This is a genomic window from Pseudoxanthomonas japonensis (genome assembly GCF_043632995.1).
In the GTDB taxonomy this organism is placed as follows: Bacteria; Pseudomonadota; Gammaproteobacteria; order Xanthomonadales; family Xanthomonadaceae; genus Pseudoxanthomonas_A; species Pseudoxanthomonas_A japonensis.
The window spans coordinates 1,079,698-1,106,103 of sequence record NZ_CP171632.1 but is presented as its reverse complement, the minus strand read 5'-3'; the positions used below and the strand labels follow the sequence as shown (position 1 = coordinate 1,106,103).

Genomic DNA, 26,406 nt, shown 5'->3' with positions numbered 1-26,406 from the left:
CTGAACGAGTCCCCACATGGACCGCAAACTGCTCGACCTCCTCTGCTGTCCCACCACCCGCCAACCGCTGGCCGTGCTCGATGCGCGCGGGCTGGAAGCGCTGAACCGGGCCATCGGCGAGGGGCAGGTCAAACGCGCGGACGACACGGCGCAGACCGACGCGCTGCGCGAGGCGCTGGTCACGCACGACCGCAAGACCGTCTACCGCGTCGAGGACGGCATCCCCGTGCTGCTCGCCGAGGAAGCGATCGCCACCGCGCAGCTCGCCGACTTCCCGGCACGATGAGCCAGCGCCCGACGCCACCGCCGACGGAGGTCGTGGCCTCGGATGTCGCACGTGCGCTGGCCGAGGATGTCGGCGCTGGCGACGTCACCGCCGCCCTGTTGCCCGACACGACCGACATCGCCTACCTGCTGTGCAAGGAAGACGCGGTCGTCGCCGGCCGCCCATGGTTCGATGCCTGCCATCGTGCCGTCGACCCCGGCGTCCGGATCGACTGGCGCGTGCAGGACGGTGAGCGCGTGTCCGCCGGCACCGTACTGGCGACGTTGGCCGGCCGCACGCGTGCGCTGGTCACCGCAGAGCGTTCATCGCTGAACTTCATGCAGACCCTGTCGGGCACTGCCACGGTGACGGCGATCTACGTCGATGCCGTACGTGGTACCGGCTGCACGATCCTGGACACGCGCAAGACCCTGCCCGGCCTGCGGCTGGCGCAGAAGTATGCCGTCCGCTGCGGGGGCGGCCAGAACCACCGCATCGGCCTGTACGACGCGGTGATGCTGAAGGAGAACCACGTGCGCGCCGCCGGCTCGCTGGTGGCGGCCATCCGCGCCGCCCGGGCTGTGCAACCTTCGCTGCCGTTGATCGTGGAAGTGGAAACCCTCGCGCAGCTCGACGATGCACTGGCGGAAGGTTGCGAGCGCATCCTGATCGACGACTTCGATGCCGATATGCGTCGCGAGGCCGTGCGCCGAGCGAAGGCGGCGCCGTACCACGGCCGTATCCCGCTCGAGGTCTCCGGCAGCGTGGACCTGACGACGCTGCGCGGCGTTGCGGAGGACGGCGTGGATTTCGTCTCGATCGGCGGCCTGACCAAGCATGTCCGCGCCATCGACCTGTCGATGAAGCTCGGACCCGCGCCATGAGGTCCGCATGTCGCCCTTGAGTGCGTTGCTGTGGCTGATCGCTGGTGGCGCGGCATTCGCGTACTGGAACGCCGCACGTGCCGCCGCCGAACGCGCGGGCACGCTGGGCCGCAACGCCTGCAAGGCTGCGGGCGTCATCTGGCTGGACCAGAGCGTGCACGCGAACGGACTGCGGCTGTCCCGCGGCGAGGATGGCTGGCTGGGCTTCGAGCGCAGCTTCCGCTTCGAGTACTCGTACGATGGTGTCGACCGCCATGTCGGACGACTCGTACTGCGCAAGGGGAAGCTCGTGTCATTCGTGGGACCGGTCGCCCCGTCGGTGACGCCGATCAATCCGGACTGAGCCGCCGCGGGTCCGCCTGCTTGGCAGGCGACACGTCGCAACCGGGTTACTTCACCACGCGCAGGAACGGAGGACGCTTGCCTCCGCCGCCAGGGGGCGGCGTATCGTCGTCGGGCGGCGCGTCCTGGGACGTCACCACATCGTCGTCATCGCCCGCGGCATCGGTGTCGTGCGGCACGTCGTCCGGCAGCGCCATCCCCTGCCCGGTCTCGCGCGAATAGATCGCCAGCACGGCACTGATCGGCACATGGACCGCATGGCTGACGCCGCCGAAGCGCGCCGTGAAGCTGACCGCATCGTTGTCAATCATCAGCCGCACGACCGCGCGCTCGGCGATGTTCAGCACCACCTTGCCTTCCTTGACCGCGCTTGCCGGCACCTGCACGCCCGCCATCATCGCGTCCACCAGCAGGTGCGGGGTCATGCCGTTGTCGGCGATCCACTCGTTCAGCGCCCGCAGCAGGTACGGACGGTGGCTGGTCATGCGGGAAGAGGCGTCGGTCATTTCACTTCTCGGCGGCCGATCGCGATACGGAACCGCGCACGGCCTGGTCTTGCACGGCGGTCGGTCAGACCGGGATCTCGCGCAGCTTCTTCTCCGCATCCGTGAGGCTGCGCAGGAAACCGGGGTGCCGGAAGATGCGGTTACCGTAATCCTCGATCGCCTTGCCGTCCTTGGGCAGCGGCACGTCGAGCGACGGCAGGCGCCAGATGATCGGCGCCATCGCGCAGTCGGCCAGGCTCATTTCGGGATTGAGGAAGAACTTGCTCGCCTTGAACAGCGGCACCGAGGCGGTCAGCAGTTCCTTCAGGCGCTTGCGGCCGGCTTCGGCCTGCTGCTTGTTGCCCAACTGGATCGCCTGTACCTGCGGTACCCAGTCGTGCTCGATGCGCAGCATGGCCAGGCGCAGACGGGCGCGCGACAGCGGATCGACCGGCATCAACGGCGGATGCGGGTAGCGCTCGTCCAGGTATTCGCTGACCACCGACGCCGCGTAAAGCACGAGATCGCGCTCCACCAGCGTGGGCACCGAGTGGTACGGATTGAGGTCGATGAGGTCTTCGGGCGGATTCTGCGGATCCACCGGCACCAGGTCGTAGCTCACGCCCTTCGCGGCGAGCACCAGCCGCACGCGGTGGCAGAGCACGTCATCGGTGGAGGAAAACAACGTCAGTGTATTGCGCATACGTGGACTCGCAGCCATTCACGGCTCTCCGACGATCGGAATCCGCCGATCGCACTGACGCCGCCAGCCCCTTGCCGACGGTCGCCACGGTCCCTGAGTGTGCAATCCCCGCCGGAAAAAGCCAAGCAATCCCACCCGGCTCTTCCCCATGCCGGTGCAGGCCGCCGGGCCTGCGCCGTGGCGTCGGATACGGCGCCGCTTAGTGGACGTCCTTCCAGTACTCCTGCTTCAGCAGGTAGGCCAGGAACGTCAGCGCCGACAGGAACAGGATGACCCACACGCCGATGCTCTGGCGCTTCAGGGCCGCCGGCTCGCCGACATACTCCAGGAAGTTGGTGATGTCGCGCGCCGTCTGGTCGAACTCCCGCGCCTCCTGCCGGCCGGGCTGCGTGACCTTCAGGCTTTCGACGTGGCGTTCGCCGGTGGCCGGGTCGGGAGCACCGAACTCGGCATGCTGCAGGCCCTGCAGCTCCCACAGCGGGTTGGGCATGGAGGCGTTGGGGAACAGCTTGTTGTTCCAGCCCAGCGGACGCGATTCGTCCAGGTAGAACGACTTGAGGTAGGTGTAGACCCAGTCGCTGCCACGCACGCGCGAGATGACGCTCAGGTCGGGCGGCATCTTGCCGAACCACTTGGTGGCCGGATCGTGCGGCATCGAGACCTGGATCTGCTCGCCGAACTTGGCACCGGTGAAGTTGAGGTTCTTCATCACCTCGTCTTCGGTCAGGCCCAGGTCGTCGGCCATGCGCGAATAACGCATGTACTTCAGCGAGTGGCAGCCGGCGCAATAGTTCATGTACAGCTGCGCACCACGCTGCAGCGACGCGCGGTCGCCCAGGTCGTTGCCGGCCTGCAGGGTGGCGCCGCCGCCGGCAGCGAACGCGGAGAACGAAATCAGCAACCCGCTGGCGAAGACAGCTAGGCGAGAGGCGAAAGTCTTAGTCATGCGTCGTCACCCGCTCGGGCACTGGCTTGGTCTTGTCGATCTTGGTCCAGATCGGCATGGTCAGGAAGAACAGGAAGTAGAACGCGGTCAGGAAGCGGCCGACGATCGTTTCCACCGGATCCGTACCCGGGCCGGCGCCGATCTTGCCCAGCCAGACGAAGCAGATCGCGAACACGCCCAGCAGCAGCTTGGACAGCACGCCGCGGTAGCGGTAGGACTTCACCTTCGCGCGGTCCAGCCAGGGCACCAGGAACAGGATCGCGATGGCGCCGAACATCACCAGCACGCCGCCCAGCTTGTTGGGCACCACGCGCAACATCGCGTAGTACGGCGTGTAGTACCACACCGGCTTGATGTGCTCCGGCGTGACCAGACGGTTGGCTTCGGAGAAGTTGTCGTGCTCCAGGAACCAGCCGCCCATGGCCGGCGCGAAGAACACGATGAAGGCGGCGACGATCAGGAAGCAACCGACGTAGAACCCGTCCTTGACCGTGTAGTACGGATGGAACGGCACGCCGTCCGCCGGCGCGGTCGGCGACCAGCGATTGCCCTTCGGACCCTTCTTGATCTCGACGCCGTCGGGGTTGTTCGAGCCGACTTCGTGCAGCGCGAAGATGTGCAGCACCACCAGCAGCAGCAGCACCAGCGGCAGCGCGATGACGTGCAGGGCGAAGAAGCGGTTGAGCGTGGCGTCGCTGGGCAGGTAGTCGCCCATGATCCACTCGGTCAGGCCGTTGCCGATCACCGGAATGGCGCCGAACAGCGAGATGATGACCTTGGCGCCCCAGAACGACATCTGGCCCCACGGCAGCACGTAGCCCAGGAAGGCTTCGGCCATCAGCACCAGGTAGATCAGCATGCCGAGGATCCACACCAGCTCGCGCGGCTTCTGGTACGAGCCGTACATCAGGCCGCGGAACATGTGGATGTAGACGACGATGAAGAACAGCGAGGCGCCGGTGCTGTGCATGTAGCGGATCAGCCAGCCCCACTCCACGTCGCGCATGATGTATTCGACCGAGGCGAAGGCTTCCGCCGCGCTCGGCTTGAAGTGCATCGTCAGGAAGATGCCGGTCAGGATCTGGTTGACCAGCACCACGATCGACAGCACGCCGAAGATGTACCAGATGTTGAAGTTCTTGGGCGCGTAGTACTCGCTCATGTGCTTGCGGTAAACGGGCATGAAGCCCGGCGCGCGCGCGTTGAACCAGTCCATCACGCCTTCGGCGGTACGGGTAACGATGTTCGCCATGGCTTACGCGCCCCCTTGCGGATCGAGGCCGACCACGATGGTGTTGTCGTCCTGGTAGAAATGCGGCGGCACCACCAGGTTGGTCGGCGCGGGCACGCCCTGGAACACGCGGCCGGCCATGTCGAAGCGCGACTTGTGGCAGGGGCAGAAGTAGCCGCCCTTCCAGTTCGGGTCGTAGGGCTCCGGCTTGATCTCGGCGGCCATTTCCGGCGAGCAGCCCAGATGGGTACACAGGCCGACCAGCACGGAGATCTCAGGCTTCAGCGAGCGCGTCTCACCCGTGATGTAGGCCGGCTGCTGGTCCTTGTTGGCCGACTGCGGGTCGCGCAGGTTGGCGTCCAGGGTCGGCAGCGCGTCCAGGATCGCCTTGGAACGCTTGACGATCCAGATCGGCTGGCCGCGCCATTCCAGGATCAGGCGCTGGCCTTCCTGCAGACCGGTGAGATCGGCGGTCACCGGGGCGCCGGCCAGCTTGGCCCGTGCGCTCGGATTCCACGACTTGATAAAAGGTACTGCTGCAATACCGGCACCCACTGCACCCACCACCGCGGTGGTTGCAGTCAGGAACCGGCGTCGGCCCGTATTCACAGGCCCATTGACCCCATCGATGGCCATCCGGCACTCCGCAAAACAATCAGGTAGCTAAAAAGGCTGCCAAGGCCGCACCCAAGACGCCGGGGGCGACCGCAAAAGACGTCGAAGTGTAACGGAAGCCTTAATGGGCCGACAACGGCTACCAAGAAATCAAGGACTTGTACGCGCCCTCAGGCACCCGCTGCGACTCAGCGCGCGGCGACGGCGTGGCGGTAGCGGTCGGCCAGGACGGCGACGCGTTCGACGTAGCGCTGGGTTTCCTTGTACGGCGGGACGCCGCCATGACGGTCCACTGCGCCTTCGCCGGCGTTGTAACCGGCGGCGGCCAGGGTCAGGTTGCCGTTGAAGCGCTTCAGCAGCCAGGCCAGGTACTGCGCGCCGCCACGGATGTTCTGGCCGGCGTTGTAGGAGTCGGTCACGCCGAAGCGGCGCGCCGTCGCCGGCATCAGCTGCATCAGGCCCTGTGCGCCGGCATGCGACAGCGCCATCGGGTTGTAGGAGGACTCTGCGTGCATGATCGCGCGCAGGATGGATTCCTCCACGCCGAACTCGCGCGAGGCGGCGGCGATCTCGGCCGCATAGGCGGAGGTGTTCAGGCGCAGCCGGCCGAAGTCGACGCCCGGATTGCCGCAGGCGAAACAGGTTTCGATATAGCTGTACTTGATGGTGCGCAGACTGGCGACCTGGGTGCCGCCCTGCGGACGCGTGCTGGTGTAGTGGCGCACGCCGTCCTTGATGTAGGAGTAGACCTGCCCGCTGACCACGCGGCGGGGACCGGTCGCCGCGGGCGGCGTCGCGGGCATGGCCGCCGGCACGATGGCGGCGGCGGAGTCCGACAGCGCAGGCGTGGTGGCCGCCCCTGTCGCGGGCGCCGCCTCAGCAGGACGGGACACGGAGGCGACCTGCGTCGGGCGGCTGCGGTCGGGGGTGTAGCGGCTCACGACTTCGCAACTGGACCCGCTCACGCGCTTGCTGACATAGGCCGGCACACCGTCCGCGCCGGTGCACTTGTACAGCGTGCCCGCGCTGGCCGGCAGTGCGGTCAACGCGGCCAGCATGGCCAGAAGCGTCAGAGTCCCCCTCATGCCACGCAGTGTCCCGGATTCCCGGATGATTGCCAAGTCCTTGTCCAACAAAGGTTTCCTCCAATCTGTGCGGCCGGTCGGAGTTCGACGCATCGGCCGCACGGCGGCCCGATGCGGGCCAGATACCCCCTACCAACGCCATCCGGTCCGGTATCCGGCCGCTGCGAAGCGCGTAAACTACGCCGCCCTGCCCGCCCACCCGACTGGATTAAGCGCCATGACCGGGACGCAAGCCCCCGACCTGCCGACCACGGCCGGCCCCGCCGTGACCGACCCCGCCCTCGTCCCCCTGCCGATCGGTCGTCCCCGCACGCCCGACCAGGTGCGGGGCAAGCTGTACATCAAGACCCACGGGTGCCAGATGAACGAGTACGACTCGGCCAAGATGGCCGACGTGCTCGCCGCCTCCGACGGCCTGGAGCTGACCGACAACCCCGAAGAAGCCGACGTGGTGCTGGTCAACACCTGCTCCATCCGCGAGAAGGCGCAGGAGAAGGTGTTCAGCCAGCTCGGCCGCTGGAAGGCGCTGAAGGCCGGTGGCCGCGACGTCATCATCGGCGTCGGCGGCTGCGTGGCGTCGCAGGAAGGCGAGGCCATCGTCAAGCGCGCACCGTACGTGGACCTGGTGTTCGGTCCCCAAACCCTGCACCGCCTGCCGGAGCTGATCCGTGCGCGCCGCGAGCAGAACAGGCCGCAGGTCGACATCAGCTTCCCCGAGATCGAGAAGTTCGACCGCATGCCGGAGCCGCGCGCCGAAGGTCCGTCGGCGTTCGTGTCGATCATGGAAGGCTGCTCGAAGTACTGCTCGTTCTGCGTGGTCCCCTACACCCGCGGCACCGAAGTCAGCCGGCCGTTCGAGGACGTGCTGGTGGAAGTCGCGCAGCTGGCCGCCCAGGGCGTGCGCGAGATCAACCTGCTCGGGCAGAACGTCAACGCCTACCGTGGTCCTTACGGCGATGGCGAGGTGGCAGACCTCGGCCTGCTGATCCGCACCATCGCCGAGATCGACGGCGTCGGCCGCATCCGCTTCACCACCTCGCACCCGCTTGAGTTCAGCGACTCGCTGGTGGACGCCTACCGCGACGTGCCGCAACTGGCGAACTTCCTGCACCTGCCCGTGCAGGCCGGGAGCGACCGCGTGCTGTCGGCGATGAAGCGCGGCTACACGGCGCTGGAGTTCAAGCAGAAGATCCGCAAGCTGCGCGCGGTGCGGCCGGACATCTCGATCAGCTCGGACTTCATCGTCGGCTTCCCCGGCGAAACCGATGCCGATTTCGAGAAGACGATGAAGCTGATCGAGGACGTCGGCTTCGACCAGAGCTTCAGCTTCATCTACTCGCGCCGCCCCGGTACGCCGGCCGCGGATCTGGAAGACGACACGACCGATGCGGTGAAGCATGCGCGCCTGGACCGGCTGCAGCAGCACATCAACGCCTACGCCGCCGGCATCTCGCAGCGCATGGTCGGCACGGTGCAGTCGGTGCTGGTGGAAGGCCCGTCGAAGAAGAACCCGAACGATCTGACCGGCAAGACCGAGAACATGCGCTCGGTGAACTTCCCCGGCCATCCGCGGCTGGTCGGCCAGTTCGTCGACGCGGTGATCACCGAGGCGCTGTCCAACTCGTTGCGCGGCCGCATCGCCGGCACCGACTGAGCCGATGGATCAGCCGACAGCGGGCAGCGGCACGCCGTCGCGTTTGTTGTCCCAGATCATGTGGATGATCTTCCAGCCGTCCTCGCCCTTGTAGAGCTGGATGCTGTTGATGCCGCGCCGCTCCGGCACGGCATCGCCGGGCGCCGTACGCGCTTCGTACGCGCTCCAGACATGCGCGATGTTGCCAAACACGCGCACTTCGCGCCCGGTCTCGACCTCGAAGAAATCCATCTCCACCAGCAGTGCGTCCGCATTCGCGCGGTACTCCGCCAGCGTGAACGACAGGCGCCACGGTTTGCCGCCCGCATCGACGCCGGTACGGATCTGCCGGCAGTCCGGATGGAAGACCGCCTCCTGCGTCGACCAGTCACGGGGACCAGCCGGCCCGGAAATCATCGCGTACATGGCGTCCACCGCCTTGCCTATCGCCGCTTCGTCCATTACTCCATCTCCAGCTCCGGGCTGATGCGTCAGCCTATCAGTCCAGCCGCTTGCGGAAGCGCAGGATCGCCGCCGACATCATCACCGCGGTGAAGGCCAGCAGCGCCAGCACATCGGCCCACAGCTCCCACAGGCTGGCGCCTCGCAGCATGATGCCGCGGATCAGACGCAGGAAATGCGTCAGCGGAAGCGCTTCGGCGATCCACTGCACGATCCTGGGCATCCCGGCGAACGGAAACATGAAACCGGACAGCAGGATCGACGGCAGGAAGATGAAGAACGTCATCTGCATGGCCTGGAACTGCGATTGCGCCCGCGTGGAGATCAGCAGGCCCAGCGTCAGGTTGGCGACGATCAGCAGGCAGGCGGCGATGTAGACATGCAGCAGGCTGCCGCCGAGCGGCACCTGGAACAACCACATGCCCAGCGCCAGCACCACCGTGGTCTGGACGAAACCGATGGCCACGTAAGGCAGCACCTTGCCGATCATCAACTCGGCGCTGCTGACCGGCGTGGCGATCAGCAGTTCCATGTTGCCGCGCTCGCGCTCGCGCACGATGGCCACGCCGGTGAACAGCACCATGGTCATCGTCAGGATCACGCCGATCAGCCCCGGCACGATGTTCACCGCCGAGCGCCGCTGCGGATTGTAGAAGCCGACCACGCTGATGGTCCGTGCCGCCAGCAGACTGCTGCTGCCGTCCAGCGGCATCTGCGCCAGCTGTGCGGCGGCGCTCTGCACGGCGTTGTCGCTGCCGTCCACGAAGATCTGCACCGCCTCGCGGCCTTCGGCCCGGCGCCGGGCGTAGTCCGGCGGGATGACGATGCCGATGCTGATCTCGCCGCGCCGCATCGACTCGACCAGTTCCTGCGGCGTGGCGGCATCCTGCACTGGCGTCACCACGCCGGTCGCGACGATGTCCATCACCAGCGCGCGCGAGGCCGAGGTGCGCGCCTGGTCGGCGATGCCGGCGGACAGGTCGCGCAGGTTCGTATTGATGGCGTAGCCGAACAGCAGCAGCTGCATCACAGGAATGCCGACGATCATCGCCAGGGTGATGCGGTCGCGCCGCATCTGCCGCAGCTCCTTGACCATCACGGCCATCAGGCGGCGCAGGTTCATGCGGCCCCCTCGTGCGCCGGCTGGCCGCGCGTGGCGGAGACGAAGACGTCCTCCAGGTTGGCCTGCGATGCCGATACACCGGCCTCGATGCCGGCGGCCCGCAGCCCCTGCGCGATGCGTGCGGCGGCATCGTCGTTCTCCGCCAGCAGCACGCGCAGCACGTTGCCGATCTGCGCCACGCTGAGCACGCCGGGCAGGCCCATCAGCACCTTCTGCGCCTGCCGCGGTTGCGCAGCCTCAACGACCAGCGTGCGCCCGGCGAGCTCACCGGTCAGCGCATCCGGCGTACCGTCCGCTACCAGCACGCCACGATCGAGGATGGCGATGCGGTGGCAGCGCTCGGCCTCGTCCATGTAGTGCGTCGACACCAGCAGCGTGGTGCCGGCATCGGCCAGCTCGAAGAGCTTCTCCCAGAAGTCACGACGCGACTCCGGATCGACCGCGCTGGTCGGTTCGTCGAGGAACAGCAGTTCCGGCGAATGGATGACGGCACCGGCCAAGGCGAGCCGCTGCTTCTGGCCGCCGCTCATCGTGCCTGCGAGTTGTTTCTGCCGATCATGGAAGTGGTACTGCTCGACCAGCTCGTCGATGCGGCGCTTCGCCTGCGCGCGTGGGATATCCTGCACGGCGGCGAGGAATTCCAGGTTCTCGCGCACGGTCAGGTCCTCGAACAGCGAGAACTTCTGGGTCATGTAACCGATGCGCGTGCGCAGCTGCTCGGCCTGCTCCGGGATGCGCAGGCCGAGCACGTCGATCTCGCCGGCGCTGGGCGTCAGCAGGCCGCAGAGCATGCGGATGGTGGTGGACTTGCCGGAACCGTTCGGGCCGAGGAAGCCGTAGACGTTGCGCTTCGGCACGTCGAGGTCGACGTCGTTGACGGCGACCAGCGCGCCGAAGCGCTTGGTCAGGCCGCGGACGCGGATCGCGGGATCGCCGTCACTCGTCGCCATCGGACACCACCTGCAGCGGCGCACCGACCGGCAGGTCGGACGCCTCCTTGCCCAGGCTGATCTCTGCCAGATAGCTGAGCCGTGCCGCGTCCTGGCCGGTGAGTGCGAAGTACGGGGTGAAGCTGGGTTCGCTGCGGATCATCCGCACGCGACCGGCATAGGTCTTCTGCTGACCATCCAGACGCACCTGTACCGTGTCGCCGACCTTGAGCCGGTTGCGCAGCGCCTGTGGCAGGTAGACGCGCGCATAAGGCGCTTCGCCGACCAGCAGCACTGCCAGCGGCGCACCGACCGGCGCCTGGTCGCCGAGCTTGTACGGCAGGCTGTCGATGCGGCCGGCGCGCGGCGCGACCACGCTGAGCTTGTCCAGCGTCACCGCCTGTACGCTCGCCTGCGCGTCAGCGGAGGCGACGGCGGCCACGCCCTGCGCGACCTGCTCGCTGCGCGTGCCGCGCTCCAGTTCCAGCAATGCGGCCTGCGCCAGCTGCACCTGTGCCTGCGCGCTCTGCGACACGGCGCGTGCGCGGTCCACCTCGGAGGCGGCGACCAGTTGCTGGCGCCCGAGCGGTTGCAGGCGTGCGTAGTAGGCATCGGCATCGCGGGCCTGCGCCTGTGCGGCGGCCAGGCTGGCGCGCGCCTGCGCGATGTCCTCGCGGCGTGGACCGGCGCGCAGCTCCGCCAGTGCTTCGCGGCTCTGCGTGGCCTGCGCCTGCGCCGCCGCCAGCTGCGACTGCGTGCGCGTCAGCTCGAGTTGCAACAGCGGTGCGCCGGCGGCGACCTGCTGGCCTTCGCGCACGTCGATGCGCACGATCTTCTCGGCCACCGGCGACGGCAGCGTCACCCGGTCCCATTCCAGCGTGCCCATGGCCTGTGGTGCGTCGGCCTTGCAGCCAGCCAGCAGGAGCAGTGCGGAGGCGAAGGCCAAACAGGTCAGTTCATTTCGCATGGTCCAGCTCCAGTCCACGGTCCAGCAGCACCAGCGTGTGCCGGCGCAGGTCGTCGAAGTCGATGTCGTCGGCGCCGAACAGCTGGCGCCAGATCGGCGCGCTCGCCATCGGGAACATGGTCAGCCCGATCAGCGACACCATCAGCAGGCGCGGATCGAGGTCGGGATTGAGCTGCCCCGCCTGCTGCGCAGCGGCGAAGCGGCCCGCCATCATCTTCGGCAGCATCGGGCCGACCTGGCTGATCATCATGTCGCGCAGCGCGCCGCCTTCGCAGAGGATCTCGCGCACCCACAGCGTCGGCAGCCACGGATGTTGCGCGACCACGCCGCCGATGCCGTGCACGAAGCCGGCGACCAGCGCGGCCACATCGCCATCGCCGGCCTGCATCACCGGTGCGCGCATCTGCGCCACCACCGGCAGCAGCCGTTCGGCCACCACCGCCTGCTGCAGCTGCGCCTTGTCGCCGAAGTAGTAGTGCACCAGCGCGGGCGTGACGTGGGCCTCGCTGGCGATGTCGCGCAGCGAACTGGCGGCGATCCCCTTGCGGACGAAGCATGCCAGCGCGGCGTCGAGCAGCGTCGCGCGCAGGTCGGCCGACTCGGCCGTGGGTCGGCGTCCACGGGCGCGTTTGCGGGGAGCGGGATCGGGGCGTGTTACGGCCGGGGATGCGGGGGGCGTTGACTTCTTCATGGCTATATTTAATTTTCTGTTTAATTAAATCTCAACCCCTGTCCGACGGACGGCATTGATGCGGCTTTCCCGGGCAGCGGGTTACCCTGCTGGCCCGTCTTGCAATCGCCAGGAATCGCCGCCATTTCCTCCGACAGCCCGCGCCTGTGGGTGTTCACCCTGGAAGCCCGTCCGCTGCACGACAGCCCCGATTTCGCCGAGGCCGGTGGCGCCTTCATCACCTGCTACCTGCGGCCCGCCTTCGCCCCGGACCCCATGCGCCGCGCGGTCGAATTCGTCCGTGAGCAGAAGTGGGAAGTGATCGCGGTGGAGGACGAGCCGCTGCAGATCGAGCGTCATGACGCGCCCGAGGCCGAACACTTCGACCAGGCCCTCGTCGACGACGAGGTCTACGTTTTCCACCAGTGGCCGGTCGACGATGCGGACGACCAGACCCGCCATTGAATCCACGCAACGAGCCCCTGCCCGCCCCATGACTGCCCCCAGCCACCACGAATTCACCCTGCAGCCCGAGAACGTCGAGCGACTCGCCAACTTGGCCGGGCCGTTCGACGCGCACCTGCGCCAGATCGAACTGCGCCTGGGCGTGGAGATCGCCAACCGTGGCGCCATCTTCCGCATCACCGGGCCGGAGAAATCGGCTGCGGCTGCCGAGAAGCTGCTGCATGCGCTGTACGAAGAGTCCGCCAGCGAGACCTTCGACAGCGAAGCCATCCACCTCCGCCTGAACAGCGCCAACGTCGACCGCATCGCCGACGCGGACTACCAGCCACAGGACGTGGCCATCAAGGTCAAGCGCGGCACCGTGCGCGGCCGCGGCGCCAACCAGGCCAAGTACCTGCATGCCATCGCGACGCACGACATCAACTTCGGCATCGGCCCGGCCGGCACCGGCAAGACCTTCCTGGCGGTGGCGAGCGCGGTCGAGGCATTGAACGAGTCGCGCGTACAGCGGTTGATCCTGGTGCGCCCGGCGGTGGAGGCCGGCGAGAAGCTCGGTTTCCTGCCGGGCGACCTGAGCCAGAAGGTCGATCCCTACCTGCGCCCGCTGTACGACGCGCTCTACGAGATGCTCGGCGTGGAAAAGGTGGTCAAGCTGCTGGAGAAGAACGTCATCGAGATCGCGCCACTGGCCTACATGCGCGGCCGCACGCTCAACGATGCGTTCGTCATCCTCGACGAGGCGCAGAACACCACCATCGAGCAGATGAAGATGTTTCTGACGCGTATCGGCTACGGCAGCACGGCCGTCGTCACCGGCGACCTGACCCAGATCGACCTGCCCAAGCACCAGAAATCCGGCCTGAAGGACGCATTGGAGGTGCTGCGCGGCGTCGACGGCATTTCGTTCAACTTCTTCACCAGCCGCGATGTGGTGCGTCATCCGCTGGTGGCGAAGATCGTGCGGGCTTACGATGCACGCGACGGCAAGGATCCGGAAACGGAGTCGAACCAATAGACCTACTGCTCGTCGTCCCAGCGCAAGCTGGGACCCAGCTTGATCTTCCCCCTGGCTTGCCTCAACCCATCATGAGTAAAAGCAACATGGATTCCGGCGTTCGCCGGAATGACGAGCATTAAAAATGACCCAAGGCCCCGTCCGTCTCGAAGTCGCCGTCAACTATGCGCTGCCGCGTGCCGGCATTCCGTCCGCGGTGAGTTTCCGCAAATGGGTTGCTGCCGCACTGAAGGGCCGCATCCGCGAAGCCGACCTGGCCATCCGCATCGTCGACAGCAAGGAGGGCCGCGCGCTCAACCGGCACTACCGCGGTCGCGACTACGCGACCAACGTGCTCAGCTTCCCGGCCGAGATGGCCGAAGGCGTCAAGCTGCCGAAGGGCGTGAAGATGCCGCTGCTCGGCGACCTGGTGATCTGCGCGCCGGTCGTCGCGCGCGAGGCCAAGGAACAGAAGAAGCCCCTGGCCGCGCACTACGCGCACATGACCGTGCACGGCACGCTGCACCTGCTCGGCTGGGACCACGAAGACGACAAGGAGGCCGAGTGCATGGAACAGCTGGAACGCGAGATCCTGGCCGAACTCGGCATCGCCGACCCCTACGCGGAAGACTGATCCCATGCTGCGTGCCGTCTGTTTCGCGCCTCTGCTGGCGCTGTGCCTCCCGCTGTCCGCCGCCGCACAGGATGCGCGCCCCGATCTCGCGGCGCTGATCGAATGCCGGGGCGACCTGGGCCAGCTCGCGGCGATCGCGCCGCTGCTGGAAGATCCGCTGAAGGCGGTCGCGCTGGGCTGGCAACCGCTGCCGCAGGCGAACATGTTCATGAGCGAGTACCGCCTGCTCGCCCCGGTGCGGGTGTTCGGGCACGACACGGACCACATCGCCTTCTCTGGCGGCGGCGTCGTCGCCGTGCTCGATCTGCCCGATCCGCGTCCGCTGGCGAAGCAGCTCGAGCTGGAAACCGCCGTCGACACGCCGGCCAAGGCCATGTTCGGCAAGGAAGTGCGCAGCGAGGAGGTCAGCGACCCGGCCACGGGCAAGGTGCTGATCGACTCGGCCGTGCTCAACGTCAGCAACGTGTCCTCGCACCCCGGCAAGACGCTGGCAGGCTGCAGCTACAGCCTGGACCTGCCGGGGGACGAGACCGACGAGGACGCTGGGGACGGGGCGGCGCCGCCTGCGCCGGCCGCCCAACCGGGTTAGACTGAACGCCACGCCCCAGCGGGGCGACCGCTCCCGAGAGATGTCAGAAGACGACAGTACCCTCGCGCCGGAAGGCTCCGACAAACCGTCGGAGAAACGGCGCACCTGGCTGGACCGCCTCAGTTCGGCGTTCTCCGGCGAACCCAGCACACGCGACGACCTGGTGGCCATCCTGCGCGACGCGCAGTCCGACGGCCTGATCGGCGGCGACACCCTCAAGATGATGGAAGGCGCCATTGCGGTCGCCGACCTGACCGTGGGCGATGTCATGGTGCCGCGCGCGCAGATGGTCTCGCTGCCGGTGGAGGCACGCTTCCTCGACCTGATGAAGGACGTGGTGGAATCCGGCCACTCCCGCTTTCCGGTGCACGGCGAGAACAAGGACGAGATCCTCGGCATCCTGCTGGCCAAGGACCTGCTGCGCGGCGTCGTCGCCGACAACGGGCCGGGCAGCGTGCGCGAACTGCTGCGGCCGGCGGTGCTGATTCCCGAATCGAAGAAGCTCAACCTGCTGCTGAAGGAATTCCGGCTGTCGCGCAACCACATGGCGATCGTCGTGGACGAGTACGGCGGCGTGGCCGGTCTGGTCACCATCGAGGACGTGCTGGAACAGATCGTCGGCGAGATCGACGACGAGCACGACGAAGCCGAGGACGGTGCGGCGCTGATCGCGGCGCAGGCCGACGGCCAGTTCGTGGTGGACGCACTGACGCCTATCGCCGATTTCAACGAGCGCTTCGGCGCCGATTTCCTCGACGACGAGTACGACACCGTCGGCGGCCTGATCACCGCCGCCATCGGCCACCTGCCGGAGACCGGCGAGGAGCTGACGCTGGGACGCTTCATGTTCCGCGTCGCCCGTGCCGATGCGCGCCGCGTGCATGCCTTCCATGTCGGAGTGCTGGCCGATGCGTAACGCGGCCGCGCGCCTGGCGCTGCTGGGCGTGCTGTGGCTGCTGGCGTCGGCCGCCTGGGCGGCGCCGCGGATCGGCGTGGCCACGATGGCGCCGGGCGAGGTGTTCTTCGAGCGCTTCGGCCACAACGCCATCGTCGTGGTCGACCCCGCCAGCGGCGATGCGATCTCGTACAACTTCGGCTTCTTCGATCCGGGCGAAGCGGACTTCGTCGGCAACTTCGCCCGCGGCCACATGATGTATTACCTGGTCGCACTGCCGTTCGAGCAGGACCTGATGCAGTACCGCGAGAGCGGGCGCGGCGTGTCGCTGCAGTGGCTGGACATGGAGCCTGCGCAGGCGCAGGCGCTGGCGGACGCCCTGGCCGAGCGCGCCAGGCCCGAGAACGCGCGCTACCGTTACGACTACTTCACTTCCAACTGCTCGACCCAGGTGCGCGACGCGCTGGACGCCGCCCTCGGCGGCAGGCTGAAGTCGCAGCTGGCCGGGCGTTCGCGCGGCAACACGTTCCGCAGCGAAGCCGTCCGGCTCGCTTCGCCGGCGACGTGGATGTGGTTGGGCTTCGACCTCGGCCTCGGTCCGAATGCCGACAAGCCGATGGCGCGCTGGGAAGAGGCCTACGTACCGATGCGCCTGGCCGACAGCCTGCGCGAAACGAAGAACGCCGCGGGCCGTCCGCTGGTGCAGTCGGAGATGCAACTGCTGCCGCACCGCATCGCCGCCGAACCCGCCGAAACCCCACGACGCTGGTTGCCATGGCTGGGTGCGGGCGTGCTGATCGCGATTGCCATCGCGCTGGCTGGTCGACGCTGGCCCCGTGCGCTCGTCGCCGTGGCGCTGCCGTTCTGGCTGGTCTGCTTCATCTGTGGCGCATTGCTGGTCTACCTGTGGGGCTTCACCGACCATTGGGCCGCGTGGGCGAACCGCAACCTGCTGCTGCTCAATCCGCTGTGCGTACTGCTGATTCCCGGCGCAATTGCCGTGCTGCGCCGCCGCACACCGGCAGCGTGGTTCTCGTGGCTGCTGGTGACCATCGCGGTGGGCGCATTGGCCGCGTGGTTCCTGCACTGGCTGCCGTTGCGGCTGCAGTACAACCAGACCTGGATCGCCCTGCTGCTGCCGATCCATCTGGCGCTTGCATACGTATTCATGCCACGCCGCTTGTCGCGCTGAGCCACGCCACGCACGATGCGGCCCTCTGCCTATCGCGAGGGTCGCATGCTCCGTTTCCTCTCCACGCTTGTTGTGTTCGCCGTCGCCGCATCGGCGCATGCCGGACCCGGCCCACGCGTCGCCTCGCCCGACGGCTCCATCGTCGTGGACCTGTCCACCGACAACGATGGTCGCCCCGCCTACGCGGTCTCGCGCAAGGGCCAAGCGGTCATCACGCCATCGCGGCTGGGCTTCCTGCTGCTGGACGCGCCGAAGTTCGAGCGCAACATCGAGATCGTGCAGCCGCGCACGCGCAGCGTCGACGAGACCTGGGAACAGCCCTGGGGCGAGCGTCGCTTCATCCGCAACCACTACAACGAACTGACCGTCACGCTGAAGGAAAAGGCCAAGCCGTTCCGCCGCTTCGACGTGGTGTTCCGTGTGTTCGACGACGGCGTGGGCTTCCGCTACCGCTTCCCGAAGCAGGCGGGCCTGGAGCAGGTGAAGATCGGCGAGGAGCTGACCGAGTTCTCGCTGGCCCGTGACGCAACCGCTTGGTGGATTCCCGCCGGTGAATGGAACCGCGAGGAATACCTGTACCACCGCACGCCGGTGCAGCAGGTCGGCGACGCGCAGACGCCGATCACCTTCAAGTTCGACGACGGCAGCCACCTGTCGATCCATGAGGCAGCGCTGGTCGACTACAGCGGCATGAACCTGACCCGCGTCGAGGACCGCCGCCTGAAGGCCGACCTGACGCCGGGCATCGGCGAGGGCAAGGTGGTGCGTGCGGCACCGTTCGACACGCCTTGGCGCACGCTGCTGCTGAGTGATGACGCCGCTGGCCTGGCGATGTCCAGCCTGACGCTCAACCTCAACGAGCCCAATGCGCTCGGCGACGTGTCGTGGGTCAAGCCGATGAAGTACGTCGGCGTGTGGTGGGAGATGCACCTGGACCTGAAGAGCTGGGCTTCCGGTCCCAGGCACGGCGCCACCAACGAGAACGTGCGCAAGCACATCGACTTCGCCGCGAAGCACGGCTTCGGCGGCGTGCTGGTCGAAGGCTGGAACGTGGGCTGGGACGGCGACTGGTTCGGCAACGGCGAGGATTTCAGCTTCACCCAGTCGTATCCCGATTTCGATCTGCCCGCGCTGGCGGCCTATGCGAAATCGAAGGGCGTGGTGCTCATCGGCCACCACGAAACCTCCGGCAATGCGGCGCACTATGAAACGCAGATGGGCGATGCTTTCGACCTGTACCAGCGCGTCGGCGTACCGGCGGTAAAGACCGGCTACGTCGCCGATGCCAGCCAGGCCAAGGTCAACGGCACGGATGGCAAGCGCCACCACGCGTGGCATGAAGGCCAGGACATGGCGCGCCACCACCTGAAGGTGGTCACCGAAGCGGCCAAGCGCCACATCTCGGTCAATCCGCACGAACCGATCAAGGACAGCGGCCTGCGCCGCACGTATCCGAACTGGATCACCCGTGAAGGTGCGCGCGGCATGGAGTTCAGCGCCTGGGGCCAGCCCGGCAATCCGCCCGAGCACGAGGCCAACCTGGTGTTCACCCGCCTGCTGGCCGGTCCGATGGATTACACCCCCGGCATCTTCGGCATGAAGACGCGCTCCACCGACGGCATCGCGACCACCTGGGCCAAGCAGCTGTCGCTGTACGTGGTGATCTACAGCCCGCTGCAGATGGCGGCCGACCTGCTGGAGAACTACGAGAAGAACCCGGCGCCGTTCCAGTTCATCAAGGACGTGCCGGTCGACTGGGACGACACACGCGTGCTGAACGGCGAAGTCGGCGACTACGTCACCATCGCGCGCAAGGAGCGCGGCGGCGACAACTGGTACCTCGGCGCGTTGACCGACGAGGACGGCCGCACGCTGAACGTGCCGCTGTCCTTCCTCGACGAAGGCCGCCGCTATACCGCGCAGATCTACCGCGACGGCGACAAGGCCAACTGGAAGACCGCGCCGCAGGACATCGTGATCGAGGAGCGCAGCGTGACCCGCGGCGACACGCTGACGCTGACGCTGGCGCCGGGCGGCGGGCAGGCGATCCGCTTCGTGGCGCAGTGACTGCATGCCTCTGTAGGAGCGGGCCATGCCCGCGATGCTTTTGCGTGACCTAGAAGCATCGCGCCCATGGGGCGCTCCTACAGAGATGTTCTACAAGGAGCCCGACTTGCCGCAGCCACGGGCATGGCGCACGATTCCCGCCATGAATGACCTTGCCGCCGTCGATACCAAGCCCGTCCTGCCGCAATGCGTGATCAACTGCGTGCTCTACGACAAGGGCGGCAAACGGCGCGACATAGGACTGGACGAGATCAGCGACGTGCTGGCCGTCGACGACGGCAGCTTCATCTGGGTGGGGCTGTACGAGCCCGCCGATACGATCCTCGAGAAGCTGCAGGAGGAGTTCTGCCTGCACGACCTGGCCGTCGAGGACGCGCAGAACGCACACCAGCGCCCCAAGCTGGAGGCCTACGGAAACTCGCTGTTCGTCGCCGTGCACACCGCGCAGGTCGTCGACGACCGCATCAAGTTCGGCGAGACCCACGCCTTCCTGGGTCCGCGCTACCTGGTGACGGTGCGCCACGGCGCCTCGCTGTCGTACGCGCCCGTGCGCGAACGCGTCCAGCGCGAGCCGGACCTGCTGGCACTCGGGCCGTCGTACGGGCTTTATGCGGTGCTGGACTACATCGTCGACAACTACCGGCCCATCATCGACCAGTTCAAGCGAACGCTGGACACGCTGGAGAAGGACATCTTCGCCGACACCTACCGCCGCGTGACGGTGGTGAAGCTGTACGAGCTGAAGCGCGAACTGACCCAGATGCGGCTGGCGGTGGCGCCACTGCAGGACGTGCTGGCGCAGCTGACGCGCTCGCAGAGCGCGCTGATCCCGGAGGAAGTGCGCCTGTACTTCCGCGACGTGCAGGACCACGTGCTGCGCGTCAACGAGTACACCGACACGCTGCGCGAGATGCTGACCACCGCGCTGAGCGTGAACCTGTCGCTGGTGACGCTGGCGCAAGGCGAGATCGTCAAGCGCCTGGGCGCCTGGGCCGCCCTGCTGGCGGCGCCGACGCTGATCACCAGTTGGTATGGCATGAACTTCAAACACATGCCGGAACTGGAGGGCCGCTTCGCCTACCCGCTGCTGATCGGTGGCGTGGCGCTGGCCTGCTACGGCCTGTACCGGCTGTTCAAACGCTCGCGCTGGCTCTGACTCCCCTACGCCGCCGGACTGCGACCAAAGTCGAAGGCTGAATCCGACATTACGGATTGACCGGTTTCCCGCATGGGGTGACCCTTGTGCCGACTTGTCGGAGGGTTCCCGTATGAATGGCTTTTCCAAGATCGGCTGGGCGGCGCTCGCGCTGCTCGGTGCGGTGTGCCTGGGCGTGGTGGCGCTGCGCCAGGGCGAACAGATCAGTGCGTTGTGGATCGTCGTCGCGGCGGTGTCCATCTACCTGGTCGCCTACCGCTACTACAGCCTGTACATCGCGAAGAACGTGATGGGGCTGGACCCGACCCGGGCCACGCCGGCGCACATCAACAACGATGGCCTGGACTACGTGCCCACCAACAAGCACGTGCTGTTCGGCCACCACTTCGCCGCCATCGCTGGTGCCGGTCCACTGGTCGGCCCCGTGCTGGCCGCACAGATGGGCTACCTGCCCGGCATGCTGTGGCTGATCGCCGGCGTGGTGCTGGCCGGTGCGGTGCAGGACTTCATGGTCCTGTTCATCTCCAGCCGCCGCAACGGTCGCTCGCTCGGTGACCTGGTCCGCGAGGAAATGGGCCAGGTGGCCGGCACCATCGCGCTGTTCGGCGCCTTCCTGATCATGATCATCATTCTGGCCGTGCTGGCGATGATCGTGGTGAAGGCGTTGGCCGAAAGCCCGTGGGGCATGTTCACGGTGATCGCGACGATGCCCATCGCGATCTTCATGGGCATCTACATGCGCTACATCCGCCCGGGCAGGATCGGCGAGATCTCGGTGGTCGGCATCGTCCTGCTGCTGCTCGCCATCTGGTTCGGCGGCAAGGTCGGTGCGCATCCCACCTGGGGCCCCGCCTTCACCTTCACCGGCACCCAGATCACCTGGATGCTGATCGGCTACGGTTTCGTCGCCGCCGTGCTGCCCGTGTGGCTGCTGCTGGCGCCGCGCGACTACCTGTCGACCTTCCTCAAGATCGGCGTGATCGTGGCGCTGGCCATCGGTATCGTCATCGCCAGCCCGGAAGTGACCTCGCTGAAGATGCCGGCGCTGACGCAGTTCGCCAGCACCGGCGATGGCCCGGTCTGGAAGGGCGGCCTGTTCCCGTTCCTGTTCATCACCATCGCCTGCGGCGCAGTGTCGGGCTTCCACGCGTTGATCAGCTCCGGCACCACGCCGAAGCTGCTGGCCAACGAAATGCACACCCGCTACATCGGCTACGGCGGCATGCTGATGGAATCGTTCGTCGCCATCATGGCGCTGGTCGCGGCCTCGATTATCGAGCCCGGCGTGTACTTCGCCATGAACAGCCCTGCCGCCGCGATCGGCACCACCGCGGTCGACGTGGCCGCCAAGGTCAGCAGCTGGGGCTTCGTGGTGACGCCGGAAATGCTGGAACAGACGGCGCACAACATCGGCGAGCACACCATCATCTCGCGCGCCGGTGGCGCGCCCACGCTGGCCGTCGGCATCGCGGTGATCCTGCACGATGCCCTGCCCGGCGGCGACGCGATGATGGCGTTCTGGTACCACTTCGCCATCCTGTTCGAAGCGCTGTTCATCCTGACCGCCGTGGACGCAGGCACGCGTGCCGGCCGCTTCATGCTGCAGGACCTGCTGGGCAACTTCATCCCGCCGCTGCGCAGGACCGATTCCTGGGGTGCAAACGTCATCGGCACCGCCGGCTGCGTCGCGCTGTGGGGGTACTTCCTGTACCAGGGCGTGGTGGATCCGCTGGGTGGCATCAACACCCTGTGGCCGCTGTTCGGCATCGCCAACCAGATGCTCGCCGGCATCGCGCTGATGCTGTGCACGGTGGTGCTGTTCAAGATGAAGCGGGACCGCTACGCGTGGGTGACCATCGTGCCGGCCGTGTGGCTGCTGATCTGCACGACCTACGCGGGCCTGATCAAGATCTTCGACAGCAACCCGGCGGTCGGCTTCGTCGCCCAGGCCAAGAAGTACCAGGCCTCCATCGCCGACGGCCAGCTGCTCGGCGCCGCCAAGAGCATGAGCCAGATGCACCAGGTGGTGATCAACAGCTACGTCAACACCGGCCTGACCGTGTTGTTCCTGTTCGTGGTGTTCAGCGTGCTGTTCTACGCGGTCAAGGCGATCCTGAAAGCCCGTGCCAGCAGCGTGCGTACGGATCGCGAATCGCCGTACGTCGCACTGACGGAAGAACAGCAGAAGGTGTGGTTGTAAGCCATGGGCACCGACCTCGTCCCGCTCTCGCACTTCGCCACGCACAAGCGTGTGTGGCGAAGACTGGTGCAGACGGCGCGGCTGTGCTGCGGCGTGCCGGACTACGACAACTATGTCCGGCACATCCTCGAGAAGCATCCCGACCGCGAGCCGATGGATTACAAGACCTTCTTCCGGGAGCGGCAGGAAGCGCGGTTCGGCGGCAGGAGTGGGTTCCGCTGCTGCTGAGTCAGCGGGATCCGAGAGAAACGAAAAGGGCGAAGCCATTGGCCTCGCCCTTTTTTTACTCCCGCTTTCCTGTAGGAGTGGTGCCGCCATGCCGGCACCGGTAATTCGCGACCGGAAACATCAACGTCGCGACGCATGTCGCTTCTGCAGCAGGCCCGCCTGTACTACCCCGCCATGCCGCGCAGCAGGATGCCGGTGATGTACGCGGCATACGTGCCCAGCGCATAGCCGAACACCGCAAGCAGCACCGCGACCGGCGCCAGCGACGGATGGAATGCGCTGGCGACCACCGGTGCCGATGCCGCCGCGCCGATATTCGCCTGCGATCCCACCGCAGCGAAGAACAACGGCGCCTTGATCAGCTTGGCCACGATGAAGAGCAGCAGCCCATGCGTCACGATCCAGATCGCGCCCAGCAGGAACAGCCAGGGCTTGTCGACCAGTGCCTTCAAGTCCATGTGCATGCCGATGGTGGCGATCAGCACGTACAGCATCGCGGTACCGACCTTCGAGGCCCCGGCGCCCTCCATCTGCCGCGCGCGGGTGAAGCTGAGCAGCAGGCCGACCGTGGTGGCGATCACCACCATCCAGAAGAACGTGGAGGTCAGGCTGAACTCTTCCAGCTTCCATTCCGCCGGCAACGTCCTGATCCACTCGACCAGCGGCGTGGCGAGGAAGTGCGCCAGGCCCGTGGTGCCCAGGCCGATGCCCAGGATGATCATCAGGTCGGTCAGCGTGGGATTGCGTGCGTGCTGCGCGTGGTAGTTCTCCATGCGCTGGCGCAGGTCGTCGATGACCCGGGTATCGGCACCCATCCAGCGGTCGATCTTCGCCGCGCGCGGAATCAGGAACAGCAGGAACGCCATCCAGACGTTGGCGACCAGGATGTCCACCGCGACGAACTGCCCGAACAGCGTGGAATCGACGGCGAAGACTTCCTTCATCGCGGCCTGGTTGGCGCCACCGCCGATCCAGCTGCCCGCGAGGGTGGCCATGCCGCTCCAGGTATCGCCGGCCACGGTCTCCGGATGGATGATGCCCAGCGCGACGAACGACACGAGGGCGCCCAGCATCACGCCTGCCGTACCGGTCAGGAACATGATGATCGCCTTCGGCCCCAGCCGCAGGATGGCGACCAGGTCGATGGCGATGCAGAACAGCGCCAGCGAGCTGGGCAGCATGTAGTCGCGCGCCATCGCGTACAGGCCGGACGCATTGCCGTCGATCAGTCCGACGCTGTTGTAGATCGCCGGAAGCAGGTAGCACATCAGCAGTGCCGGCACGACGGCATAGAACTTCTTCCAGGCGCCGGCCGGGCGCGAGGCGCCCCAGAACACGAACGCCAGCGTGGCCGCGAGCAGGCCCATCACGACGGCGTCGTTCTGGATCAGTGCGGTGGATGGTGCGGTGGCTTCGATCGCCATCGGTCGGGACTCCCTGCGGACTTCGGAAACGACGATGGCCGGCGCACGGCCGGCCATCGGACGACGCTCAACGGCCGATGTGCTGCTTCAGCCAGGCGTTGACGGTGTCGTGCCACAGGATGCTGTTCTGCGGCTTGAGCACCCAGTGGTTCTCGTCGGGGAAGTACAGCAGCTTCGACTCGATGCCCTTGCGCTGCAGCGCGGTGAACGTGGACAGGCCCTGGTCCACCGGCACGCGGTAGTCCTTCTCGCCCTGCACCACCAGCATCGGCACGCGCCACTTGGCGATGTGGTTGACCGGGTTGAACTTCTCGATGTTCTTCGGCACGTCGTACGGGGTACCGCCGTTCTCCCACTCGGTGAACCACAGTTCTTCGGTCACGTAGGCCATCGAGCGGATGTCGAACACGCCGTCGTGGTTGACCAGGCACTTCCACGGCTCGTTCCAGTTGCCCGCGATCCAGTTGATCATGTAGCCGCCGTAGCTGGCGCCCAGCGCGCAGGCGTTCTTGCCGTCGAGGAAGGCGTACTTCTGCTGCGCCGCCGCCCAGCCCTTCTGCAGGTCTTCCAGCGGACGGTCGCCCCAGTGCTGGCTGATCGCATCGGTGAAGGCCTGGCCGTAGCCGGTGGAGCCGTGGAAGTCGATCATCACCACCGCGTAGCCTTGGCCAGCATAGGTCTGCGGATTCCAGCGGTAGCTCCAGCCGTTGCCGAAACTGCCCTGCGGACCGCCGTGGATCAGGAACGCGACCGGATACTTCTGGCCTTCCACGTAGTCGTGTGGCTTGACCACATAGCCGTGTACGGTCTCGTTGTTCCAGCCTTTGAAGGTGAACTGTTCGAACTCACCGAACGACACGTCCTTCAGCACCTCGCCGGCGCTTGGGGTGATGGCGCGCAAGGTGGCGCCGACGTCGTCGCTGGTGGCGTAGATGACGTCGCCGGACTGCAACGTGTTGCGCGACAACACCAGCGTCTTGCCGGCCATGTCGAACGCCGAGACGCTACCGTCGCCAACGATCTTGCGCGTCTCGCCGCTCTGGATGTCGACCGAGAACAGCGGGTGCTCACCGACGTCCTGCGCAGTGGTGTAGATCCGTTCGCCATCCTCCGAAAGCACGATGCTGTCGGCACTGCGATCCCAGTCCGGTGCGATCTCGCGGACTTTTCCGTTGTCCAGGTCCATCGCCATCAGACCGAAGCGATCGGCTTCGAAACCCGGGCGCTTCATCGCGCGGTAGTACAGCGTCTTGCCGTCGGCGCTGAACACCGGGCCGGTGTCCCATGCAGGATTCGACGCCGTCAGGTTGACCGGTGCGCTGCTGCCATCGGCGGCGAGCCTGTACAGGTCGAAGTTGGTCGACCACGCCTCGCCCTTGCCCGCCACGCGGATCGCGGCGACGACCGAGGCGCCATCCGGCGACCAGGTGTACTCGTCGGCACCGCCGAACGGCTTGGACGGTGCGTCGCCGTCCAGGCTGTCCGTCAGCGAGGTGGCGCTGGCGACCGGCTTGGCCTTGCCCACCGGCAGCGCGGCCACGAACAGGCGGCTGCGGCGGCCGTCCGCCCAGGTATCCCAGTGGCGCACGAACAGGCCGTCGTAGACCACGCCGGTGCTCTTCTTCGCGGCGGTGTCGTCCAGCTTCTTCTTCGTGCAGGCGAAGTCGGCCTTGCAGTCCGCGAAGGTATCGGTGCTGAACAGCACGCGCGTGCCGTCCGGGGACAGCTTGTAGCTGGCGACGTCCAGCGCGAAGTCGGTCAGCTGGCGCGGCGTGCCGCCAGCGAGTGGCAGCGCGTACAGCTGCTGCGTGCCGGACTTGGCGCTGAGGAAGTAGACCGTCTTGCCGTCCGGCGAGAACGCGGGCGAATTGACGCTCCAGCCTTCCGGGGTCAGCCGCTTCGGCGGTGCCAGGTCGCGGGTCAGCAGGTTCCGGATCCACAGGCTGCTGCTGGCCTTCACCACGTCGGCATCGACGACGCGCTTGGCGAACACCACGGTGCTGCCGTCCGGCGACAGCGTGGGCGACGAGACGCGGTCCAGCTTCTGCAGGTCGCGCACGTCCAGGCCGCGGGCGGCGGCCAGCGACGGCAGCGCGGCCAGCAGGCAGAGGGGCAACAGGGCGGATTTCAGCTTCATCCGGGGCTCCGGCAACAGGGAAACCCCGATGGTAGGCGCTAAGCGCGCCGCGGCGCAAAGGCGTCAGGTCACGCCTTTGCGCCGT

Annotated in this window: 27 protein-coding genes; 14 read left to right on the top strand and 13 right to left on the bottom strand. The window is 66.9% G+C overall.

Features of this window, described 5'->3' with window-relative positions:
• Nucleotides 1-16 precede the first annotated feature (16 nt).
• The 3 genes from ACGHX3_RS05015 to ACGHX3_RS05005 are packed head-to-tail and all read left to right on the top strand — an operon-like array spanning nucleotide 17 to nucleotide 1,492.
• Nucleotides 17-286 carry a Trm112 family protein gene (locus tag ACGHX3_RS05015; protein WP_213600839.1) on the top strand — a complete coding sequence of 90 codons (270 nt, stop codon included), beginning with the start codon at nucleotides 17-19 and terminating at the stop codon, nucleotides 284-286.
• Complete coding sequence (gene nadC, locus ACGHX3_RS05010) at nucleotides 283-1,149, top strand: carboxylating nicotinate-nucleotide diphosphorylase (protein WP_394696616.1); 867 nt, start codon at nucleotides 283-285, stop codon at nucleotides 1,147-1,149. Before ACGHX3_RS05015 ends, nadC begins: the two co-directional genes overlap by 4 nt.
• Nucleotides 1,150-1,156: 7 nt before the next feature.
• Nucleotides 1,157-1,492 carry a DUF3301 domain-containing protein gene (locus ACGHX3_RS05005; RefSeq protein ID WP_394696615.1) on the top strand — a complete coding sequence of 112 codons (336 nt, stop codon included), beginning with the start codon at nucleotides 1,157-1,159 and terminating at the stop codon, nucleotides 1,490-1,492.
• A gap of 46 nt (nucleotides 1,493-1,538) precedes the next feature.
• Here ACGHX3_RS05005 and ACGHX3_RS05000 read toward each other — a convergent pair whose 3' ends face one another.
• The 6 genes from ACGHX3_RS05000 to ACGHX3_RS04975 all read right to left on the bottom strand — a co-directional run bounded on the left by ACGHX3_RS05000 (nucleotide 1,539) and on the right by ACGHX3_RS04975 (nucleotide 6,556).
• Nucleotides 1,539-1,997 carry a ClpXP protease specificity-enhancing factor gene (locus ACGHX3_RS05000; protein WP_394696614.1) on the bottom strand — a complete coding sequence of 153 codons (459 nt, stop codon included), beginning with the start codon at nucleotides 1,995-1,997 and terminating at the stop codon, nucleotides 1,539-1,541.
• A gap of 64 nt (nucleotides 1,998-2,061) precedes the next feature.
• Nucleotides 2,062-2,697 carry a glutathione S-transferase N-terminal domain-containing protein gene (locus tag ACGHX3_RS04995; RefSeq protein ID WP_162339302.1) on the bottom strand — a complete coding sequence of 212 codons (636 nt, stop codon included), beginning with the start codon at nucleotides 2,695-2,697 and terminating at the stop codon, nucleotides 2,062-2,064.
• A gap of 181 nt (nucleotides 2,698-2,878) precedes the next feature.
• Nucleotides 2,879-3,625: a cytochrome c1 gene (locus ACGHX3_RS04990; RefSeq protein ID WP_162339301.1), complete on the bottom strand. Its 747-nt coding sequence runs from the start codon at nucleotides 3,623-3,625 to the stop codon at nucleotides 2,879-2,881.
• Nucleotides 3,618-4,877, bottom strand: a complete 1,260-nt coding sequence (locus ACGHX3_RS04985) for a cytochrome bc complex cytochrome b subunit (RefSeq protein ID WP_162339300.1) — start codon at nucleotides 4,875-4,877, stop codon at nucleotides 3,618-3,620. The genes ACGHX3_RS04990 and ACGHX3_RS04985 overlap by 8 nt, the downstream gene beginning before the upstream one ends.
• Before the next feature lie 3 nt (nucleotides 4,878-4,880).
• Entirely contained in the window at nucleotides 4,881-5,492 is a 612-nt protein-coding gene (gene petA / locus ACGHX3_RS04980) for a ubiquinol-cytochrome c reductase iron-sulfur subunit (protein WP_213600842.1), read from the bottom strand.
• 167 nt (nucleotides 5,493-5,659) lie between these two features.
• Entirely contained in the window at nucleotides 5,660-6,556 is an 897-nt protein-coding gene (locus tag ACGHX3_RS04975; protein ID WP_313928281.1) for a lytic transglycosylase domain-containing protein, read from the bottom strand.
• A gap of 217 nt (nucleotides 6,557-6,773) precedes the next feature.
• On the opposite strand from ACGHX3_RS04975, the gene miaB reads away from it, so the two are divergent.
• Nucleotides 6,774-8,210: a tRNA (N6-isopentenyl adenosine(37)-C2)-methylthiotransferase MiaB gene (miaB, locus tag ACGHX3_RS04970; protein WP_394696613.1), complete on the top strand. Its 1,437-nt coding sequence runs from the start codon at nucleotides 6,774-6,776 to the stop codon at nucleotides 8,208-8,210.
• Between the two features lie 9 nt (nucleotides 8,211-8,219).
• Here miaB and ACGHX3_RS04965 read toward each other — a convergent pair whose 3' ends face one another.
• Genes ACGHX3_RS04965 through ACGHX3_RS04945 form a run of 5 tightly spaced genes read right to left on the bottom strand, consistent with a single transcriptional unit; the run spans nucleotide 8,220 to nucleotide 12,361 of the window.
• Nucleotides 8,220-8,651: a hypothetical protein gene (locus tag ACGHX3_RS04965; RefSeq protein WP_394696612.1), complete on the bottom strand. Its 432-nt coding sequence runs from the start codon at nucleotides 8,649-8,651 to the stop codon at nucleotides 8,220-8,222.
• Nucleotides 8,652-8,688: 37 nt separating this feature from the next.
• The gene (locus ACGHX3_RS04960) at nucleotides 8,689-9,774 is read right to left on the bottom strand and encodes an ABC transporter permease (protein WP_394696611.1); all 1,086 of its coding nucleotides are present in this window, start codon (nucleotides 9,772-9,774) and stop codon (nucleotides 8,689-8,691) included.
• A complete protein-coding gene (locus ACGHX3_RS04955) occupies nucleotides 9,771-10,697 on the bottom strand; it encodes an ABC transporter ATP-binding protein (protein WP_394697242.1) in 927 nt (308 codons plus the stop codon). The genes ACGHX3_RS04960 and ACGHX3_RS04955 overlap by 4 nt, the downstream gene beginning before the upstream one ends.
• A 13-nt stretch (nucleotides 10,698-10,710) precedes the next feature.
• Entirely contained in the window at nucleotides 10,711-11,670 is a 960-nt protein-coding gene (locus ACGHX3_RS04950) for an HlyD family secretion protein (protein ID WP_394696610.1), read from the bottom strand.
• Nucleotides 11,660-12,361, bottom strand: coding sequence for a TetR/AcrR family transcriptional regulator (locus tag ACGHX3_RS04945; RefSeq protein WP_213600848.1), 702 nt, complete (start codon nucleotides 12,359-12,361; stop codon nucleotides 11,660-11,662). The genes ACGHX3_RS04950 and ACGHX3_RS04945 overlap by 11 nt, the downstream gene beginning before the upstream one ends.
• A 99-nt stretch (nucleotides 12,362-12,460) precedes the next feature.
• On the opposite strand from ACGHX3_RS04945, the gene ACGHX3_RS04940 reads away from it, so the two are divergent.
• From ACGHX3_RS04940 to ACGHX3_RS04895, 10 genes are all read left to right on the top strand, one after another.
• The gene (locus ACGHX3_RS04940; RefSeq protein WP_394696609.1) at nucleotides 12,461-12,805 is read left to right on the top strand and encodes a hypothetical protein; all 345 of its coding nucleotides are present in this window, start codon (nucleotides 12,461-12,463) and stop codon (nucleotides 12,803-12,805) included.
• Between the two features lie 28 nt (nucleotides 12,806-12,833).
• Nucleotides 12,834-13,820 carry a PhoH family protein gene (locus ACGHX3_RS04935; RefSeq protein ID WP_394696608.1) on the top strand — a complete coding sequence of 329 codons (987 nt, stop codon included), beginning with the start codon at nucleotides 12,834-12,836 and terminating at the stop codon, nucleotides 13,818-13,820.
• 124 nt (nucleotides 13,821-13,944) lie between these two features.
• On the top strand, nucleotides 13,945-14,433 hold the full coding sequence (ybeY, locus tag ACGHX3_RS04930; protein WP_213600851.1) for an rRNA maturation RNase YbeY: 489 nt from the start codon (nucleotides 13,945-13,947) through the stop codon (nucleotides 14,431-14,433).
• Nucleotides 14,434-14,437: 4 nt separating this feature from the next.
• Nucleotides 14,438-15,022 (top strand): hypothetical protein, encoded by a 585-nt coding sequence (locus ACGHX3_RS04925; RefSeq protein ID WP_394696607.1) that lies wholly within the window; start codon nucleotides 14,438-14,440, stop codon nucleotides 15,020-15,022.
• Between the two features lie 40 nt (nucleotides 15,023-15,062).
• Complete coding sequence (locus ACGHX3_RS04920; protein WP_213600853.1) at nucleotides 15,063-15,938, top strand: HlyC/CorC family transporter; 876 nt, start codon at nucleotides 15,063-15,065, stop codon at nucleotides 15,936-15,938.
• Nucleotides 15,931-17,109: a DUF4105 domain-containing protein gene (locus ACGHX3_RS04915; RefSeq protein ID WP_394696606.1), complete on the top strand. Its 1,179-nt coding sequence runs from the start codon at nucleotides 15,931-15,933 to the stop codon at nucleotides 17,107-17,109. Before ACGHX3_RS04920 ends, ACGHX3_RS04915 begins: the two co-directional genes overlap by 8 nt.
• Before the next feature lie 45 nt (nucleotides 17,110-17,154).
• Entirely contained in the window at nucleotides 17,155-19,176 is a 2,022-nt protein-coding gene (locus ACGHX3_RS04910) for a glycoside hydrolase family 97 protein (protein ID WP_394696605.1), read from the top strand.
• 142 nt (nucleotides 19,177-19,318) lie between these two features.
• Nucleotides 19,319-20,332, top strand: a complete 1,014-nt coding sequence (corA, locus tag ACGHX3_RS04905; protein ID WP_162338357.1) for a magnesium/cobalt transporter CorA — start codon at nucleotides 19,319-19,321, stop codon at nucleotides 20,330-20,332.
• A 112-nt stretch (nucleotides 20,333-20,444) separates the two neighbouring features.
• Nucleotides 20,445-22,532, top strand: coding sequence for a carbon starvation CstA family protein (locus tag ACGHX3_RS04900; RefSeq protein WP_394696604.1), 2,088 nt, complete (start codon nucleotides 20,445-20,447; stop codon nucleotides 22,530-22,532).
• A 3-nt stretch (nucleotides 22,533-22,535) separates the two neighbouring features.
• The gene (locus ACGHX3_RS04895) at nucleotides 22,536-22,760 is read left to right on the top strand and encodes a YbdD/YjiX family protein (RefSeq protein WP_162338359.1); all 225 of its coding nucleotides are present in this window, start codon (nucleotides 22,536-22,538) and stop codon (nucleotides 22,758-22,760) included.
• 164 nt (nucleotides 22,761-22,924) lie between these two features.
• Here the strand turns inward: ACGHX3_RS04895 and ACGHX3_RS04890 are convergent, their stop codons facing one another.
• Nucleotides 22,925-24,184, bottom strand: a complete 1,260-nt coding sequence (locus ACGHX3_RS04890; RefSeq protein WP_394696603.1) for a DUF819 domain-containing protein — start codon at nucleotides 24,182-24,184, stop codon at nucleotides 22,925-22,927.
• 67 nt (nucleotides 24,185-24,251) lie between these two features.
• Nucleotides 24,252-26,321, bottom strand: coding sequence for a prolyl oligopeptidase family serine peptidase (locus tag ACGHX3_RS04885; RefSeq protein ID WP_394696602.1), 2,070 nt, complete (start codon nucleotides 26,319-26,321; stop codon nucleotides 24,252-24,254).
• Nucleotides 26,322-26,406 lie beyond the last annotated feature (85 nt).

Bases quoted from the DNA above. Each gene is read 5' to 3' on its own strand.
- ACGHX3_RS04965 (WP_394696612.1), bottom strand. From the start codon at position 8,651: ATGGACGAAGCGGCGATAGGCAAGGCGGTGGACGCCATGTACGCGATG.
- ACGHX3_RS04935 (WP_394696608.1), top strand. From the start codon at position 12,834: ATGACTGCCCCCAGCCACCACGAATTCACCCTGCAGCCCGAGAACGTC.
- ACGHX3_RS04960 (WP_394696611.1), bottom strand. From the start codon at position 9,774: ATGAACCTGCGCCGCCTGATGGCCGTGATGGTCAAGGAGCTGCGGCAG.
- ACGHX3_RS04975 (WP_313928281.1), bottom strand. From the start codon at position 6,556: ATGAGGGGGACTCTGACGCTTCTGGCCATGCTGGCCGCGTTGACCGCA.
- corA (WP_162338357.1), top strand. From the start codon at position 19,319: ATGAATGACCTTGCCGCCGTCGATACCAAGCCCGTCCTGCCGCAATGC.
- ACGHX3_RS04890 (WP_394696603.1), bottom strand. From the start codon at position 24,184: ATGGCGATCGAAGCCACCGCACCATCCACCGCACTGATCCAGAACGAC.
- ybeY (WP_213600851.1), top strand. From the start codon at position 13,945: ATGACCCAAGGCCCCGTCCGTCTCGAAGTCGCCGTCAACTATGCGCTG.
- ACGHX3_RS05005 (WP_394696615.1), top strand. From the start codon at position 1,157: ATGTCGCCCTTGAGTGCGTTGCTGTGGCTGATCGCTGGTGGCGCGGCA.
- ACGHX3_RS04990 (WP_162339301.1), bottom strand. From the start codon at position 3,625: ATGACTAAGACTTTCGCCTCTCGCCTAGCTGTCTTCGCCAGCGGGTTG.
- ACGHX3_RS04945 (WP_213600848.1), bottom strand. From the start codon at position 12,361: ATGAAGAAGTCAACGCCCCCCGCATCCCCGGCCGTAACACGCCCCGAT.
- miaB (WP_394696613.1), top strand. From the start codon at position 6,774: ATGACCGGGACGCAAGCCCCCGACCTGCCGACCACGGCCGGCCCCGCC.
- ACGHX3_RS05015 (WP_213600839.1), top strand. From the start codon at position 17: ATGGACCGCAAACTGCTCGACCTCCTCTGCTGTCCCACCACCCGCCAA.
- ACGHX3_RS04925 (WP_394696607.1), top strand. From the start codon at position 14,438: ATGCTGCGTGCCGTCTGTTTCGCGCCTCTGCTGGCGCTGTGCCTCCCG.
- petA (WP_213600842.1), bottom strand. From the start codon at position 5,492: ATGGCCATCGATGGGGTCAATGGGCCTGTGAATACGGGCCGACGCCGG.
- ACGHX3_RS04920 (WP_213600853.1), top strand. From the start codon at position 15,063: ATGTCAGAAGACGACAGTACCCTCGCGCCGGAAGGCTCCGACAAACCG.
- ACGHX3_RS04995 (WP_162339302.1), bottom strand. From the start codon at position 2,697: ATGGCTGCGAGTCCACGTATGCGCAATACACTGACGTTGTTTTCCTCC.
- ACGHX3_RS04950 (WP_394696610.1), bottom strand. From the start codon at position 11,670: ATGCGAAATGAACTGACCTGTTTGGCCTTCGCCTCCGCACTGCTCCTG.
- ACGHX3_RS05000 (WP_394696614.1), bottom strand. From the start codon at position 1,997: ATGACCGACGCCTCTTCCCGCATGACCAGCCACCGTCCGTACCTGCTG.
- ACGHX3_RS04915 (WP_394696606.1), top strand. From the start codon at position 15,931: ATGCGTAACGCGGCCGCGCGCCTGGCGCTGCTGGGCGTGCTGTGGCTG.
- nadC (WP_394696616.1), top strand. From the start codon at position 283: ATGAGCCAGCGCCCGACGCCACCGCCGACGGAGGTCGTGGCCTCGGAT.
- ACGHX3_RS04900 (WP_394696604.1), top strand. From the start codon at position 20,445: ATGAATGGCTTTTCCAAGATCGGCTGGGCGGCGCTCGCGCTGCTCGGT.
- ACGHX3_RS04985 (WP_162339300.1), bottom strand. From the start codon at position 4,877: ATGGCGAACATCGTTACCCGTACCGCCGAAGGCGTGATGGACTGGTTC.
- ACGHX3_RS04895 (WP_162338359.1), top strand. From the start codon at position 22,536: ATGGGCACCGACCTCGTCCCGCTCTCGCACTTCGCCACGCACAAGCGT.
- ACGHX3_RS04885 (WP_394696602.1), bottom strand. From the start codon at position 26,321: ATGAAGCTGAAATCCGCCCTGTTGCCCCTCTGCCTGCTGGCCGCGCTG.
- ACGHX3_RS04910 (WP_394696605.1), top strand. From the start codon at position 17,155: ATGCTCCGTTTCCTCTCCACGCTTGTTGTGTTCGCCGTCGCCGCATCG.